A 14253-nucleotide genomic window follows, 5' to 3' on the forward strand; every position below is an offset into this window, starting at 1 on the left:
AAATGTTTAAAAATTAAAAAGGTCAAACTTTAGCTAACTATTTTGTCATAAAGAATGATACTCGTGTCTAGCAGTGATTTGAACTTAACTCCTTCATGGTAAATTCTGTTTGTGGCAGCTCATTGGAGGAACGGAACGTGAGAATTTGATCCTGTGTATTCCTTTGATTTATCTAGCAGATTTAATAAAATGGAGGGGTTCAAGTTATCGCCAAGGAATCGGGGTGACATCAAACTACCATTAGCCACGAACTAAATATAAGTTAACTCAGAGATAAATACGTTTTCATGAAGATCACAGTTGGATCGTTGAAACCGATGCTGCGACTGAACAAAAATAAGAAATAATTTTAGTCTGGGCTATCCGTCCAGGGGATATGAATTTTTAGTTGGAGAGTAAAGTCGGTAATCTTTATTGCCGACTTTTTTGGTGCCCTAAATCTCATTATATTCGCCATTGCTTATATAAGTGATTCATTATATGCTTATATCATTAAATAAAGCCGACAAGACTAATCACAGGGGGTGTACATATGGAACAAAGAATTCAGGAGATGGCTGAGGCATATAAGTTATTAGCTGATAAAACACGTTTGACCATTATTGCGCTACTTCAGGAACAGGAACTTTGTGTATGTGATATCACTGACATTATCGGCATGTCACAACCAAACGCCAGTCAGCATCTTCGAAAACTAAAGGCAGCCGGTCTCCTTAATGAAAAGAAAAAAGGGCAGTGGGTGTACTACTCTCTTAATCCGGATGCAGAAGCATATGTTCAGTGTGTGTATCCGTATCTGCCATCCATGAAAGATAAAATAGCAGGATTGAATAACTGCTGCGGTCCTCAGGAGGAAGCATGACCATTATCGCGATATTAATCTTTTTGCTTACACTTACTTTTGTGATTTGGCAACCTATGGGACTTAATATTGGATGGCCAGCGTCAGCTGGAGCTGTCCTTGCACTTCTTTTTGGTGTCGTCAGTCTATCCGATGTAGGTACGGTTACAGGAATCGTATGGAACGCCACGCTTGCTTTCGTAGCTATTATTTTAATTTCACTGATTTTAGATGAAATTGGATTTTTTGAATGGGCTGCACTACACATGGCAAGGCTCGCAAGAGGTAATGGTAAGTTGATGTTCGTTTATGTTGTGCTGCTTGGAGCAGGGGTTGCAGCGTTCTTTGCAAATGACGGCGCTGCACTGATCTTAACGCCCATTGTGCTTGCTATGGTCCGAGCGCTCAAATTTGATCCAAAGATGATTTTACCTTTTATCATCGCTAGTGGTTTCATTGCAGATACAACTTCACTTCCGCTCGTCGTGAGTAACCTCGTCAATATCGTTTCTGCGGATTACTTCGGTATTGGCTTTGTGGAGTATGCGAGTCGTATGATTATTCCGAATTTCTTTTCAATATTGGCAAGTCTTCTGGTCCTGTTCTTATTCTTTAGAAAGAGTATTCCAGGCAACTACGAAGTCAGTCAGCTCAAAAAGCCAGCCGAAGCGATCAAGGATAAGAAACTTTTCAACATATCTTGGCTGATTTTAGCCGTGCTGCTGGTGGCGTACTTGATGAGCGAGTTCATTCAAGTTCCGGTGTCTGTAATCGCCGGTGTTATAGCCATCTTGTTTATTTTAGCTGCAAGGCAGAGTCGCGCTATTCAAACCTGGAAGCTCATTAAAGGAGCTCCATGGGCAGTCGTGATTTTCTCCATTGGTATGTACGTCGTCGTTTATGGACTGCGAAATGTGGGATTGACGGATGAACTTGGGAAGGTCATTCAAGCGATTGCCGACCAGGGGCTCTACATCTCCACACTTGGTATGGGCTTTCTAGCTGCACTATTGTCTTCGGTTATGAACAATATGCCGACAGTGATGATTGATGCGCTTGCTATTGATGGAACAAACACGCAAGGTGTCATCCGGGAATCGCTGATTTATGCCAATATTACCGGCAGTGACTTGGGTCCAAAGATTACACCGATTGGATCGCTCGCCACACTTTTGTGGCTGCATGTACTATCCCGTAAGGATGTAAAAATCACATGGGGAAGTTATTTCAAAATTGGAATTGTGCTCACCATCCCAACGCTCTTTATCACGTTAACAGGACTGTATCTGTGGCTATACCTGATTCATTCAACAAATATAAACGTTTGGTTAATGATTGCCGTAATCACAGCAGCATTGGTTGTTATTGCTATGGTCATAAAAACGTTGACTAACTCAAAAATGAGTGAAGCCAAAAAAATACAAGTAAGCCACACCAAAGATAAAGGAGATCAATAATCATGAACAAAAAACCCCTTGTTTACTTTTTGTGTACAGGAAACTCTTGCAGAAGCCAAATCGCCGATGGATTTTTAAAGGCACTTGGTAGTGACAAATATGAGGTGAGAAGTGCTGGATTAGAGGCGCATGGCTTAAATCCTCGTGCTGTTCAAACGATGAAAGAAGCTGGAATCGATATTTCGAATCATACATCGGATGTGATTGATCCTGAGATTTTAAAACAAGCAGACTACATCATCACGCTTTGTGGTCATGCCAACGATAATTGTCCCGTTGTACGTAATGACAAAGCTGAAAGATGGCACTGGGGCTTCGATGATCCGGCCAAGGCGACAGGTACAGAGGAAGAAATCACAGCTACATTCGCTGAGGTTCGTGATTCAATTAAAGCTCGTATCGAGCAATTTTTGAAAGAAGGTAAGTAAAATGGATCACGCAGAAAAGAAATACCATGCACTTAATGCTGAACAAGTTTTTATGGGCGGAGCTGCCGACGTAGAGGCAATGGTTCTTAACGAAGGCTTTGAAGTCGTGGTCGATCTTCGGGAAGAAGCAACAGAGTGCGCGTATCCAGCAGATTATGTGAAGTGGGTAAAGGTTCCGCTTGATGACGATACGAAAGAATATGAAGCCGAGCTTTTCAAACAAGCCATTCATGAGGTTGTTGGAGCATATAATGCCGGCAAGAAGGTCGCCTTTCATTGTGTTTGGAAGCAAGGGTAGAACGGGAACTGTTGCAGCCGAATATTGTTAGAGTTAGTTAATCGATATGTACGCTTGGTAATTAAACACTCACGCATTATGAGAGCCTTAGATTGTCCCGAGACAAGAACATTGTTCCATTCAAAGTCGCTAATATAGCGGCTTTTTTGCTTTAAGGAAGCAAGTTTTTGTCCCAAGCTGAGGACAAAAACTTGCTCCCTTTGCCGAAAAGGACAAGAACATTGTATCATTCCAGATTAGGTAATTATCTAAATAGCATTATGATGGAATCCTGTGGCGAGATAAAAGTTAATGAGTTGCACGGGAATGACGGCTCTTAGGAGAATGAATACTTCCATTTGTTCACGTAACAGCTTTACGGCTGTTTGTGCCATTTCCCGTTCATCCTGCTGCACATAAGCTGCATCTGAAAGATGTGGAATATCGAAAGATAGCAAATCGATATTTGAATGATCGTTCAGACGACTGATAGCGGCTGATGTAAGGCGTACAGTTTCTTCAGTCAGGGAAAAGGCTGCCGAAATTCCACTGTAGTCCTGCAAGAAGTCAATTACATAGTCTAATGCTTGCTCGCTGCGTAGAATTTCGAGAAGGATGTGACACCACAAACTCTTGTCAATCGAAATGCCTTGATCTGTGTACGCCTGCTCGAAGCCGATCGTGCGACCCATTCTCGAATTTGTTTGCAGAACGCTAGCTTTTTCAAAGAGCAGCATCTCCGCATAAACTTTATGATTTTATAATCAGTTGGTTATATAAAGCTTATTTCATATATATATTAATACGGCATGTGAAGCGCTTACAATATGGAATCTAAGAAGTTGTTGCGAAGGGGTCTTTTCTTTGAAAAGTTAGAATTAAGTTAAGGACGGTGTTGTCAAGATGGATTGTAACCGCTTAAATTAACAAAACTAACTAGTCAGCCGACTTTTCAAATGCATAACAAAAAAGAGAGGATGACGAACAAATGAAAAAACGCAGTGCTTTAATCTCCATCGTTACACTCCTTATTATGTCAATTGTCTTTACTGCTTGTGGTAATCCTTCTGGTTCAAAAACGGAAACACAGCAATTAGGCGCTAATGCCGGTGAGAATGCAACAGAATTATCATTTTGGACATTCGTAGATTTGCACGGCAAGCATTTGGATAAAATGCTGGGGTTATGGAACCAACAGAACCCAGACAAACAGATTAAGTTGAATGTAACGGTTATGCCTTACGATGATATGCACAACAAGCTCTTATTGGCAGTTACAAGCGGAAAAGGTGCTCCTGATATCGCGGATATCGAGCTTGGTAAATTCCCTAAATTTTTGGAAGGTGACAACGTTCCCCTGGAATCTTTGAATGATGTATATGCACCATACAAAGACGCGGTTGTTCCTTCACGTGTCGAGATTTACTCCAAAGCCGATCAGGTTTATGGCTTTGATTATCACGTAGGTGCTGCGCTTGCTTTCTACAACACTGAAATTCTCGAACAAGCAGGTGTTGACTACAAGACAATCAAAACGTGGGAAGATTACAAACAAGCAGGTATCCAGGTTTACGAAAAGACTGGCAAGTACTTAGGTACTGCTGATACTTCAGCTTCGTTCCAAGCATCGCTGCTGCTAGCTCAGCAAAATGCTGATTTTACAGATGAAAATGGTAATCCAAAAGTGAATTCGCCTGAAATGATTAAAGCATTTGAAATGTTAGTCGATCTGCAGAAGAACAATGTTATTCATACGATCCCTGGCGGACAACCCGACACAGAAGAAGCAAAAGGCGAATATAACAAAGGCAACTACGCAAGTGCATTAATGCCTGAGTGGTACATGTCCCGCTTTGTAAACGAAATGAAAGACCTTAAAGGGAAGTATGCAATAGCTCCATTGCCTGTATTTGAAGAAGGTAATCCTCGTTCCGTTGGCTTAGGCGGTACTGGCACAGTTGTTACTAAGAATGGTAAAGACGTTCAGTTGGCAAAAGAATTTGTAGCCTTTGCTAAGCTTTCGAAAGAAGCTACTACTGAAATCTGGAATACACTTGGATTTGACCCAATCAACATGGAAGTATGGACAGATGACGCAGTTACGAAAAACCCTGAAAATGAATACGTCCAATACTTTAAAACAAATGCATTTGATACTTTGAATGAAATCAAGGACGAAATTAGAGTGATTAAGTCCGTTAAAGCTTCACCAACCATCGGCAATATATTCAATACGGTTACTTTGAATGCGATCTTTGAAGATGGCCAAGACGTGAAGGAAGCGTTGGATGAAGCACAAGCAGCCATTGAACAAGAATTGAAATAAATATAATAAGCAAATGATTTGATTAAACCTGTTGGCAGGTTTAGTGGTCGGCAGGTTTAACCATAGTCAAGGGAGATTGAGAATATGATAAAGAAATTTGTATACTCTCAAAAAGTTGCGCCTTATGTTTTTGTATTGCCATTTATAATCATATTTTTGATATTCTGGTTTTCCCCCCTTGTAAATTCATTCGTAATGAGTTTTCAAGATAGGATGTTGGGGCAGGATCCTAAATGGATTGGTGAAGCGAATTATTCGAAATTGCTTACAGATAAAGTGTTTTTGATATCTATTAAAAATAGCGTTGTGTACATGTTAGGAACCTTAGTGCTGTTAATTCCCTTTCCCATGTTATTCGCCGTTATGATTAACAGTAAGTTAATGATGGGAAGAGAGTTCTTTAAATCTTCGTTCTTTCTCCCTGCCTTGACATCTGTCGCAGTTGCGGGTACCATTTTCCGCCTGACATTCGGTGAAATGGAAGGTTCATTAATGAACAGTTTCCTGGGTCTATTTGGTGTAGAACCTATTAAATTTTTGAAAGACGGAAATTGGAGTATGGCAGCACTGTTAATCCTCGCATGTTGGAGATGGACAGGCGTTAATATGCTTTACTATCTATCCGGTTTGAAAAACATTGACAATGAATATTATGAGGCTGCCTCAATTGACGGTGCATCTGCTTGGCAGAAGTTTAGAATGATCACAATGCCATTATTGAAGCCGACCACGGTATATGTTACCACAATTAGTGTTTATGCAGGTTTAGCCATGTTTACCGAGAGCCTGATGATGTTTAACGGTAACAAATCACCCCAAAATATTGGTTTAACCATTGTTGGATACCTATATAGACAAGGGATTGAGCAGAATAAGCTGGGTTACGCAGCTGCAGTAGGTATCGTTCTATTAGTCATTGCTATGGTTATCAATTTAACACAGTTGAAATTTAGTGGAATGTTCAAAAAGGAGGAGGATTAAAGTGGGCAGAAGTCAGACGAGGAGTGATTTCATCTCTAGAATAGTAATTATTGGTTTATTCATTATACTATTCGTTATAATTATGATCCCATTCTACGCAGTGGCCCTATCTTCCTTTAAACCAGGTGAATCATTAGTTAGATATGGTCTTAACCTAAGTTTGGATTTTGAAATCATGAGTTTTGATAACTTTATCTTTCTGTTTACTGGAGAACATGATTATTTTGTGTGGTTTTGGAATAGTATGATTCTAACAATTGTTCAAGTGGTTTTAACACTTTTTGTAAGCGCATTTGTTGCATATGGTTTTGCAGCATATCATTTTAAAGGTAAGAACTTCCTCTTTATATGTGTTTTGCTCATTATGATGGTGCCTTTTGAAATACTGCTGGTTCCTTTGTACAGCCTAATTAATGATTTGGGAATGGTGAATAGCTATTCAGCAATCATTCTGCCGGGTATAGCTAATGCCGCGACAATATTTTTCTTCAGGCAATATCTAAGAAGCATACCCAAAGAGATTATTCAATCTGGGCGGGTTGATGGCGCAAACGAATATGCGATTTATTTCAGACTAATTATGCCGATTATGAAGCCATCCTTTGCGGCAATGGCTATTTTGAATGGGATGAATAGCTGGAATAATCTGTTGTGGCCATTCATGGTACTCGGAGATCAGAGTAAATATACACTTCCAATCGGTTTGAAAACGTTGTTAACTCCTTATGGCAATAACTATGACCTATTGATCGTGGGCTCCTTCTTCTCCATCGTTCCAATTTTCATACTGTTTATTGCCTTCCAGAAATATTTCATAGACGGTATGACTGCAGGTGCTGTTAAAGGGTAGTAAAAATTAAGACGAAACGGGTGATAAGATGGAAATCCAACAACGAGCGTTACACGACATTCAACCATTAATTGAACAGAGAGCTGATCCTTTTATTTACCGACATTCTGATGGTTATTATTACTTCGCAGCATCCGTTCCGGAGTATGATCGGATTGAAATCCGTAGAGCTCAGAACCTTGAAGAGCTTGTTACGTCTACTCCTGTAGTGATCTGGAGAAAGCGCGAGACGGGTATCCTTAGTGCCAATATTTGGGCACCCGAACTGCATTTTATTGATAACAAATGGTACGTGTATTTCGCTGCAGCACATACGACAGAAACAAATGAAGGCTTGTTCGACCACCGGATGTACGTGCTGGAGAATGAAAATGCCAATCCGCTCCAAGGCAGTTGGATGGAAAGAGGGCAGGTTCGTACCGAATGGGAAAGCTTCGCCCTCGATGCCACTACCTTTGAGCATAACGGCAGCCGTTATTACGTATGGGCACAAAAGGATCCAAATATTGAAGGTAACTCTAATCTGTATATATCTAAAATGAGCAATCCATGGACGCTGACTGGGCCGCAAACGATGATTTCGCTGCCGGAATATGACTGGGAGATCATTGGTTATAAAGTGAACGAAGGCGCGGCATTTCTTCGCAAGGGTAATCGGGTATTCCTCTCTTACTCGGCTAGCGCCACCGATTACAATTATTGCATGGGGCTGCTTGAAGCCGACGCGGATGCTGATTTGCTCGATGCCACCTCATGGCGCAAGTCGCAAACAGCGGTTCTCTCGACCGATGAGAGCATATCAATGTATGGTCCCGGCCATAATTCCTTTACGGTCTCAGAGGACGAAGAAGAGACGCTATTTGTGTTTCACGCAAGAACGTACAAGAACATTGTAGGAGATCCGCTGTACGATCCGAATCGCCATACATTTGTGACAGCGCTTTTGTGGACGGCTGACGGCAGACCCGATTTCCGCAGCTCTGTTGATGCACTTGCACGTTCTTTACAATGAACGAGTGTCCCAACAAGGTTGGTTGATAGATTTGAGTTCGTTTATCCAACTTGCCAAAGAGAGACAGTAAGAACCTCGAGGGCACTCTACTATGTGCCTTCGATTTCGCTCTAAAGATAATACGCCAAACCGTATCATAAGGGCAGGATAGTTTAACAAATAAGTCATGAGGAGAAAGTTGAAGGAAAGATTTTGGATTAGAAAAGAAGAAAGGTCTAATACAAGAGAACAACAGGTGTACTTATAGGAAAGGAAGATATGTAATGGAACTGCTTGGATTGTCACTATCGGTAGTAAACAATCCTTTGAACGCATTAGCTTTATCAATCATGTGGTTAGCGTTATATATGGCTATCCCTGGAGTTGGTATTGGATTGTTGTCGAGGGACAAGAACATTGTACCATTCAAAGTCGCTGCTATAGCGGCTTTTTTGTTTTTAGGAACCAAGTTCTTGTCCCAAGCGAAGGACAAGAACATTGTGTCATTACCGATTAGATTGTTATCTAAATATTTTCAAGTAAAAGGAAACTAACGGGTCATTTTCATCAATGACGGCAGACTGTTTAAGGAGCTTCACAAGACGGAACTGGGAAGACAAGCATTTTTCGGTCATTTCGGTCATTATTGAAGTTTTGGCGACGCTCGGGGGTGATCATCATGACGCTGTTTAAAATCGCAAGGAAGAACATTCGACATAATCTCATGAATTATTTTCTTATTTCGCTTCAATGATATTCAGCAGAATCTATGTGAAAGGGAGCTCGGTCAAATCTTACCATGAAGTGCAGGCGGACGAGCTCCCCGAAACAGCAAAGCAAAAGCTTGAAGGTGACTTGAACTAACTTTTATCCGAGACGGTTCCATTGCTCTGCATCGCTTATTTGTTAAGCAGAAGGTTAGCCCTTCTGCTTACGGCGCCTATTGACGGAATAAAACAGATCTCCCATAAGAACTGCCGGGCACACTTCCAAACGTAGAGCATCTATAAGGACGTGTTTCACAATGTTAACATGCTGATTGAGGAGCTTCAGGCAAGTGAACTGGAACGGAAAAAGCTGGATCAGATGAAAGCGGAATGGATTTTGAACATCTCGCATGATATCAAAACGGGCCTGCTTCAATCCAAGGGTACTCTGCAGAAATCAACTCAATCTGAAGAACATAAGTATGGTCATCTGGTCCGCAGCACGGTCATTGATACGTTGAACGAAATCCACTACGGTAACCGAAGTATCCATTTTCATAACAGTAACAGTAACAGTTGTTTTTCGACTGATTTTTTACAAATATTCTTCTTGCGAATCAATATATCATTAGACAGCACATAAAATGAATAATTTGTAAATATAACAAAATAAGTTAAAAAAGAATCGACATGTTTTTCGAGCTTTCGACAGGAATAATATTATATAATTGAATAACATAAACATTAAATCCAATAATTTCAATCATCCTATGTAATTCGAGGAGTGGATCGATATTAAAAAGGAAAATATAGAAAACATTGTCGCATTGTCTCCTGTTCAAGAAGGAATTTTATACCATAGTATGAACGAAAAAAATTCTATGACATACTTTGAACAAATCTGCATCTCTCTTATGGGCACGGTGAATATTGACTTATTCAAACAAGCGTGGCACAAAGTCATTGAAGCCAATGAAGCACTACGCTCGCTTTTTCGCTGGTCAGGATTAAGAAAGCCCGTTCAGATCATTTTAAAGGAAAACCCACTTGAACTGCACATTAACCTTCTAGAATCAGAGAATCAATTGAGAACAGAAGAGCTATTGGAAGGAATACGGAGTGCTGATCGCCAAAAGGGGTTCCACTTACAGGAGAAAGTACCATTTAGGGTATATCTTACTCAAGTAAGTCAAAATCATTTTGAGATGATGATCAGTAACCATCACATATTACTAGACGGGTGGAGCACAGGTATTATTCTCAAGGAATTCACCGAAATATATGAAAGATTGAAGTCGGATGAACCCGCTGTTATCCATAAAAAAACAAGGATGATAGATTATATCAAATACGTACATAACTTAAATCTAGACCAGGAGAGGAGGTATTGGCTTTCTAAGCTCAATAACCTTGAACATGCACAGATCAAATCTTTTATCGCAACTGGAACTCTAAACACAGTAGACGCAAAGCAGCATATCCACGAGTTGTCCTCACTACAAACGGAAACCCTGCGTAATGCTGCTAAGAAATATGAGATGACAATTGCTGGATTAATCTATGCTGCTTGGTCAACTGTGCTGCATATCTACAGCTGCCGGAGAGATATCCTTTTTGGCACTACATTTTCAGGTCGAAATGTCCCTATAGAAGGGATAACTGAAATGGTAGGGCTTTTTATCCGAACGCTTCCTTTTCGCGTACAGCTGGACGAGAGTAAATCAGTTCAGCATCTGCTTCAGCAGGTCCAACAATCTTTACTAGAATGTGAAAATCATAGTTTCTATCCACTCGGACAAATAATGCAAGATATCGGTGAGAATAACCCGGATCATGGATTGGATACTTTATTAGTCGTGCAAAATTATCCGCTTATTCAAATGGATGGGCAGGAAAAATCATCTAGTGATTTCACTATTGATTCTCATACCGTCCACGAACATGCGCATTATCCGATATCTGTTGGAGTCCAGACATTTGAAAACATTAAGATCACGATTTCTTACCGCACCAGTGATTACAACGAAGATTTTATTACAGGGCTGCTACAAGATTTCGTATTCTTTTTAAATCACATGGGTGATAAACAGAAGAGGACGGTTAATGAACTGCTTAATTTACATCAGAATGAACTAAAACAGCGGGAAAGTTTAACGATGTCACTTCAGTGCCAAGAGAAATTTTTCGTAGAAAACGATACTGGACAGGAGTTGACCTATGCTCAGTGGTTTGAAGAGCAGGTAAGAAAAAATCCTGATCAGTTGGCGGTTGTGTTCAGAGAAGAAGAGTGGACGTATAAAGACATCAATCATCGTGCCAATCGCTTATCACAGCTGCTAATTGAAAACAAGGCCGGGCCCGAAGTTCCGATTGGTGTATTCCTGTACAGATCGGTTGACCTAATCATCACAGTACTTGCCATTCTAAAATCAGGTGCAGCCTTCGTACCAATGGACCCTGACTTGCCTTTAACAAGAATTAATGACATCTGGGAGGATACTCGCTCACCGCTTGTTATTGTGGATCACCACACGCAAGCTATGCTTAATGAACAGGAGTGGGAATGCAAATTCATTCATCTTTCAGAATTAGATCAAGTGCAGCGGGAATGCGAAGACGTGAATATTAGACAAATCGGACATTCTCTAGCTTATATTTTGTATACCTCAGGGACATCCGGTAAACCAAAAGGTGTCATGATCGAAAATCGGAATCTTGTACACTTTATTCGCTCATTTGACCGTAAGCTTGGTTGGACTCGAGACAAAATAATGCTGTCATTATCCACGTTCTCCTTTGATATTTTTATTGTCGAGACCTTGCTTCCTCTGGTTATTGGTATGAAAGTGGTTATGGCAGATGCCCTGCAGCAAAAAGACCCCATTCTTTTAAGTAAGTTGATAGAACGACATGAAATCAGCATTATACAAATGACGCCAACGAGGCTGAAAACTTTGCTCAGTTCCCCTGCAAATACGAAACGCCTGCAGAGCGTAACGGATGTTTTAGTTGGTGGAGAGGCTTTACCCGAACAACTGGCCCTCTTGGTAAAAAACAGCCTCGGTGCTGAAATGTATAACCTCTACGGACCAACAGAGACTACCGTCTGGTCTACTGTATATCGATATAACGAGACTACTGGAGTTAGCATCGGCAAGGAAATCAACAATGTCAAAATTCAAATTATGGACGATACCGGCCGTCTGAAACCTCGTGGGGTTCCAGGAGAATTGTGGATTAGTGGAGATGGAGTTGGTCGTGGCTATTGGAACAGTTCTCATTTGACTGCCGATCGGTTTGTCTCTGATCCGGATGGAACAGGCAAAACAATGTACAGAACTGGAGATCTTGGGCGCTGGGATGCACATGGACACCTAGAGTTCCTCGGACGTATGGATCGTCAAGTAAAAATTAGAGGATATCGGATTGAATTAGCAGAGGTTGAATCCCACTTACTGTTAGCTCCAGATGTTGCTGCAGCCGCGGTCATCGTTAGGCAAGAGGAGGAAAAAATCCCGTATTTATGCGCTTACTTAGTCGGAGAAGTTACACTTTCTCCTCAACGAATCAAAGCATTTCTATTATCCAGGCTGCCAGATTATATGGTTCCTAGCTTTTTTATACAAGTGGAGCAGCTTCCTCAGAACCATAATGGAAAGCTGGATATCAAATCGTTACCTATACCTGCATGGAATGATGAATTAAATAAAATATCAGATGATGTCTTTGTGCCCCAAAGCGAATTGGAGCATGTTCTCATGCACGTATGGAATGATACTTTTTCATTGCAAGGAACCCCTCATTCCAATGTTCATTTTATAGATCTCGGCGGCCACTCGCTGCAAGCAATGTATTTGGTAATTGGCATTCAAAAAGAGCTGGGGATCTCAGCGACAGTTCAGGATGTTTTTCGCTATCCGACACTTGGTCAGTTAGCAGCGTTTTTGACCGGTGGGCAAGGTAAGGAGACGCTTCCTTCTCTTATGCCTGCACCACAATCTAAAGACTATCCGTTGTCTTCAGCTCAATTGGGCATTTATTTGAGCAGCAAATGGGAAGAAAACAATACAGCATATAATTTACCATTCGAAATCAGGATTAAAGGCAATACATGTGTTCAAAAAATCGAATCTGCGTTAAGACAATTAATTCAAAAACACGAGGCATTACGCACAAGTATACGTGTTGAAGGAACTGAAATCAGACAGATTGTTCATGAAGAAGTATCATTCCGTCTCGAATTTAATTGTATAAACATTACAGAGCTAAACCAGTACAAGAATGAATTTATTCGTCCCTTCGATCTAAGTCAGGCACCATTATTTAGAGCAAGATTACTCGGCCTTGATGAGAATAATTATGTACTGCTAGGCGATCTTCATCATTGCATTGCGGATCATTTCTCCATGCAATTACTTATGTCGGACTTTAACAAGCTGTATCAGCAAATCGATGTTCCTAAATTCACTTTACAATATAAGGATTATGCAGTTTGGGAAAAAGAATTTGAAAAAACAGAAGCATACGCTCAAGCAGAGAAGCACTGGATGACCGTGATTAACGAAGCCCCTATTCCTAGGGCACTCCCTTCCGATGGTAAAAGATCTTCTAACGAATTCAGCGTTAGCAGGCTTGAATGCTCTTTCTCAACGAAGCTTGCCCAAGGTGTAATCACACTTGCAGACAAACATAAAACATCTACATTCAGCGTCTTGTTGGCTGCGCATTTTATTATGATGATCAAGTACACGGGCCAAGAGGACATCACCGTAGGTGTGCCTTTGTCGGGGAGATGGCATCCAGATTTAGAAAAAATAAGTGGGATGTTTGTTAATACAATGCCGATTCGACATACGTTAACTTCGAATGCTTCATTCTCTAATTTAGTTGGAGAGGTGAAAAAATCGATTTTACTAGCACTGCAAAATCAATACTTTCCTTTGAGTCGTCTAGTACAGAATATAAGAAATATTGGTGGGAAATCGTCGGAGCTGTTTCAAACTGTTTTTACATTTCTTCCGATGGACAAAACGTGGGAACTTCCTGAGATGAGTATGAGCCTGAACCCGCTTCATCATACACAAAGCAAATTCGACTTAACCGTTACAATATTGGAAGAAGATCGAATGCCTGTTCAAATAAAGATTGATTATGCACACTCTTTATTTGAATCGGAAAGTGCAAAAAAATGGGTGGAACGATATATGCATGTACTGGATCAAGTGACGAGTCAGCCGGATAGGATGATCCAAGATATCCACATCATTGAAACCTATGCTGCAAAATTCGAACCAAAAGAAGAAACGGACTTCCAATTCTAAACAGCGAAGGAGCGTATGGGTGTGACCAAGCAACTATACAGTGAAAAAGTACTACTTGCTTCCGGCCTTCACGG

12 protein-coding genes are annotated in these 14253 nt (G+C 40.8%); 11 read left to right on the top strand and 1 reads right to left on the bottom strand.

The window, feature by feature from the left end; all coding sequences use genetic code 11:
• Positions 1-532: 532 nt before the first annotated feature.
• Genes MKY97_RS15545 through MKY97_RS15560 form a run of 4 tightly spaced genes read left to right on the top strand, consistent with a single transcriptional unit; the run spans position 533 to position 3024 of the window.
• A complete protein-coding gene (locus MKY97_RS15545) occupies positions 533-862 on the top strand; it encodes a metalloregulator ArsR/SmtB family transcription factor (protein ID WP_221789557.1) in 330 nt (109 codons plus the stop codon).
• Positions 859-2298 (top strand): arsenic transporter, encoded by a 1440-nt coding sequence (locus MKY97_RS15550; RefSeq protein ID WP_342551268.1) that lies wholly within the window; start codon positions 859-861, stop codon positions 2296-2298. The genes MKY97_RS15545 and MKY97_RS15550 overlap by 4 nt, the downstream gene beginning before the upstream one ends.
• A gap of 2 nt (positions 2299-2300) precedes the next feature.
• Entirely contained in the window at positions 2301-2726 is a 426-nt protein-coding gene (gene arsC / locus MKY97_RS15555; RefSeq protein ID WP_342551269.1) for an arsenate reductase (thioredoxin), read from the top strand.
• Between the two features lies 1 nt (position 2727).
• Positions 2728-3024 (top strand): hypothetical protein, encoded by a 297-nt coding sequence (locus MKY97_RS15560; protein WP_342551270.1) that lies wholly within the window; start codon positions 2728-2730, stop codon positions 3022-3024.
• A gap of 248 nt (positions 3025-3272) precedes the next feature.
• On the opposite strand, the gene MKY97_RS15565 is transcribed toward MKY97_RS15560, so the two are convergent.
• The gene (locus tag MKY97_RS15565; protein WP_342551271.1) at positions 3273-3740 is read right to left on the bottom strand and encodes a hypothetical protein; all 468 of its coding nucleotides are present in this window, start codon (positions 3738-3740) and stop codon (positions 3273-3275) included.
• A 251-nt stretch (positions 3741-3991) separates the two neighbouring features.
• Between MKY97_RS15565 and MKY97_RS15570 the strand changes: the two genes are divergently transcribed.
• From MKY97_RS15570 to MKY97_RS15600, 7 genes are all read left to right on the top strand, one after another.
• Complete coding sequence (locus tag MKY97_RS15570) at positions 3992-5329, top strand: extracellular solute-binding protein (protein ID WP_342551272.1); 1338 nt, start codon at positions 3992-3994, stop codon at positions 5327-5329.
• Between the two features lie 84 nt (positions 5330-5413).
• The gene (locus MKY97_RS15575) at positions 5414-6310 is read left to right on the top strand and encodes a sugar ABC transporter permease (RefSeq protein WP_342551273.1); all 897 of its coding nucleotides are present in this window, start codon (positions 5414-5416) and stop codon (positions 6308-6310) included.
• A 1-nt stretch (position 6311) separates the two neighbouring features.
• Positions 6312-7160: a carbohydrate ABC transporter permease gene (locus tag MKY97_RS15580; protein WP_278294900.1), complete on the top strand. Its 849-nt coding sequence runs from the start codon at positions 6312-6314 to the stop codon at positions 7158-7160.
• 28 nt (positions 7161-7188) lie between these two features.
• Positions 7189-8172, top strand: coding sequence for a family 43 glycosylhydrolase (locus MKY97_RS15585; RefSeq protein WP_342551274.1), 984 nt, complete (start codon positions 7189-7191; stop codon positions 8170-8172).
• A gap of 263 nt (positions 8173-8435) precedes the next feature.
• Positions 8436-8705 carry a hypothetical protein gene (locus MKY97_RS15590; RefSeq protein ID WP_342551275.1) on the top strand — a complete coding sequence of 90 codons (270 nt, stop codon included), beginning with the start codon at positions 8436-8438 and terminating at the stop codon, positions 8703-8705.
• Between the two features lie 460 nt (positions 8706-9165).
• Positions 9166-9501 carry a hypothetical protein gene (locus tag MKY97_RS15595; protein ID WP_342551276.1) on the top strand — a complete coding sequence of 112 codons (336 nt, stop codon included), beginning with the start codon at positions 9166-9168 and terminating at the stop codon, positions 9499-9501.
• Positions 9502-9676: 175 nt separating this feature from the next.
• On the top strand, positions 9677-14179 hold the full coding sequence (locus MKY97_RS15600) for an amino acid adenylation domain-containing protein (RefSeq protein WP_342556347.1): 4503 nt from the start codon (positions 9677-9679) through the stop codon (positions 14177-14179).
• The last annotated feature ends 74 nt before the right edge of the window (positions 14180-14253 follow it).

The sequence above is a fragment of the Paenibacillus sp. FSL R7-0652 genome, assembly GCF_038595045.1.
In the GTDB taxonomy this organism is placed as follows: domain Bacteria; phylum Bacillota; class Bacilli; order Paenibacillales; family Paenibacillaceae; genus Paenibacillus.

Excerpts from the sequence above, each read along its gene's own strand:
- MKY97_RS15545 (WP_221789557.1), top strand. The coding sequence starts at position 533 with ATGGAACAAAGAATTCAGGAGATGGCTGAGGCATATAAGTTATTAGCT.
- MKY97_RS15550 (WP_342551268.1), top strand. The coding sequence starts at position 859 with ATGACCATTATCGCGATATTAATCTTTTTGCTTACACTTACTTTTGTG.
- arsC (WP_342551269.1), top strand. The coding sequence starts at position 2,301 with ATGAACAAAAAACCCCTTGTTTACTTTTTGTGTACAGGAAACTCTTGC.
- MKY97_RS15560 (WP_342551270.1), top strand. The coding sequence starts at position 2,728 with ATGGATCACGCAGAAAAGAAATACCATGCACTTAATGCTGAACAAGTT.
- MKY97_RS15565 (WP_342551271.1), bottom strand. The coding sequence starts at position 3,740 with ATGCTGCTCTTTGAAAAAGCTAGCGTTCTGCAAACAAATTCGAGAATG.
- MKY97_RS15570 (WP_342551272.1), top strand. The coding sequence starts at position 3,992 with ATGAAAAAACGCAGTGCTTTAATCTCCATCGTTACACTCCTTATTATG.
- MKY97_RS15575 (WP_342551273.1), top strand. The coding sequence starts at position 5,414 with ATGATAAAGAAATTTGTATACTCTCAAAAAGTTGCGCCTTATGTTTTT.
- MKY97_RS15585 (WP_342551274.1), top strand. The coding sequence starts at position 7,189 with ATGGAAATCCAACAACGAGCGTTACACGACATTCAACCATTAATTGAA.
- MKY97_RS15590 (WP_342551275.1), top strand. The coding sequence starts at position 8,436 with ATGGAACTGCTTGGATTGTCACTATCGGTAGTAAACAATCCTTTGAAC.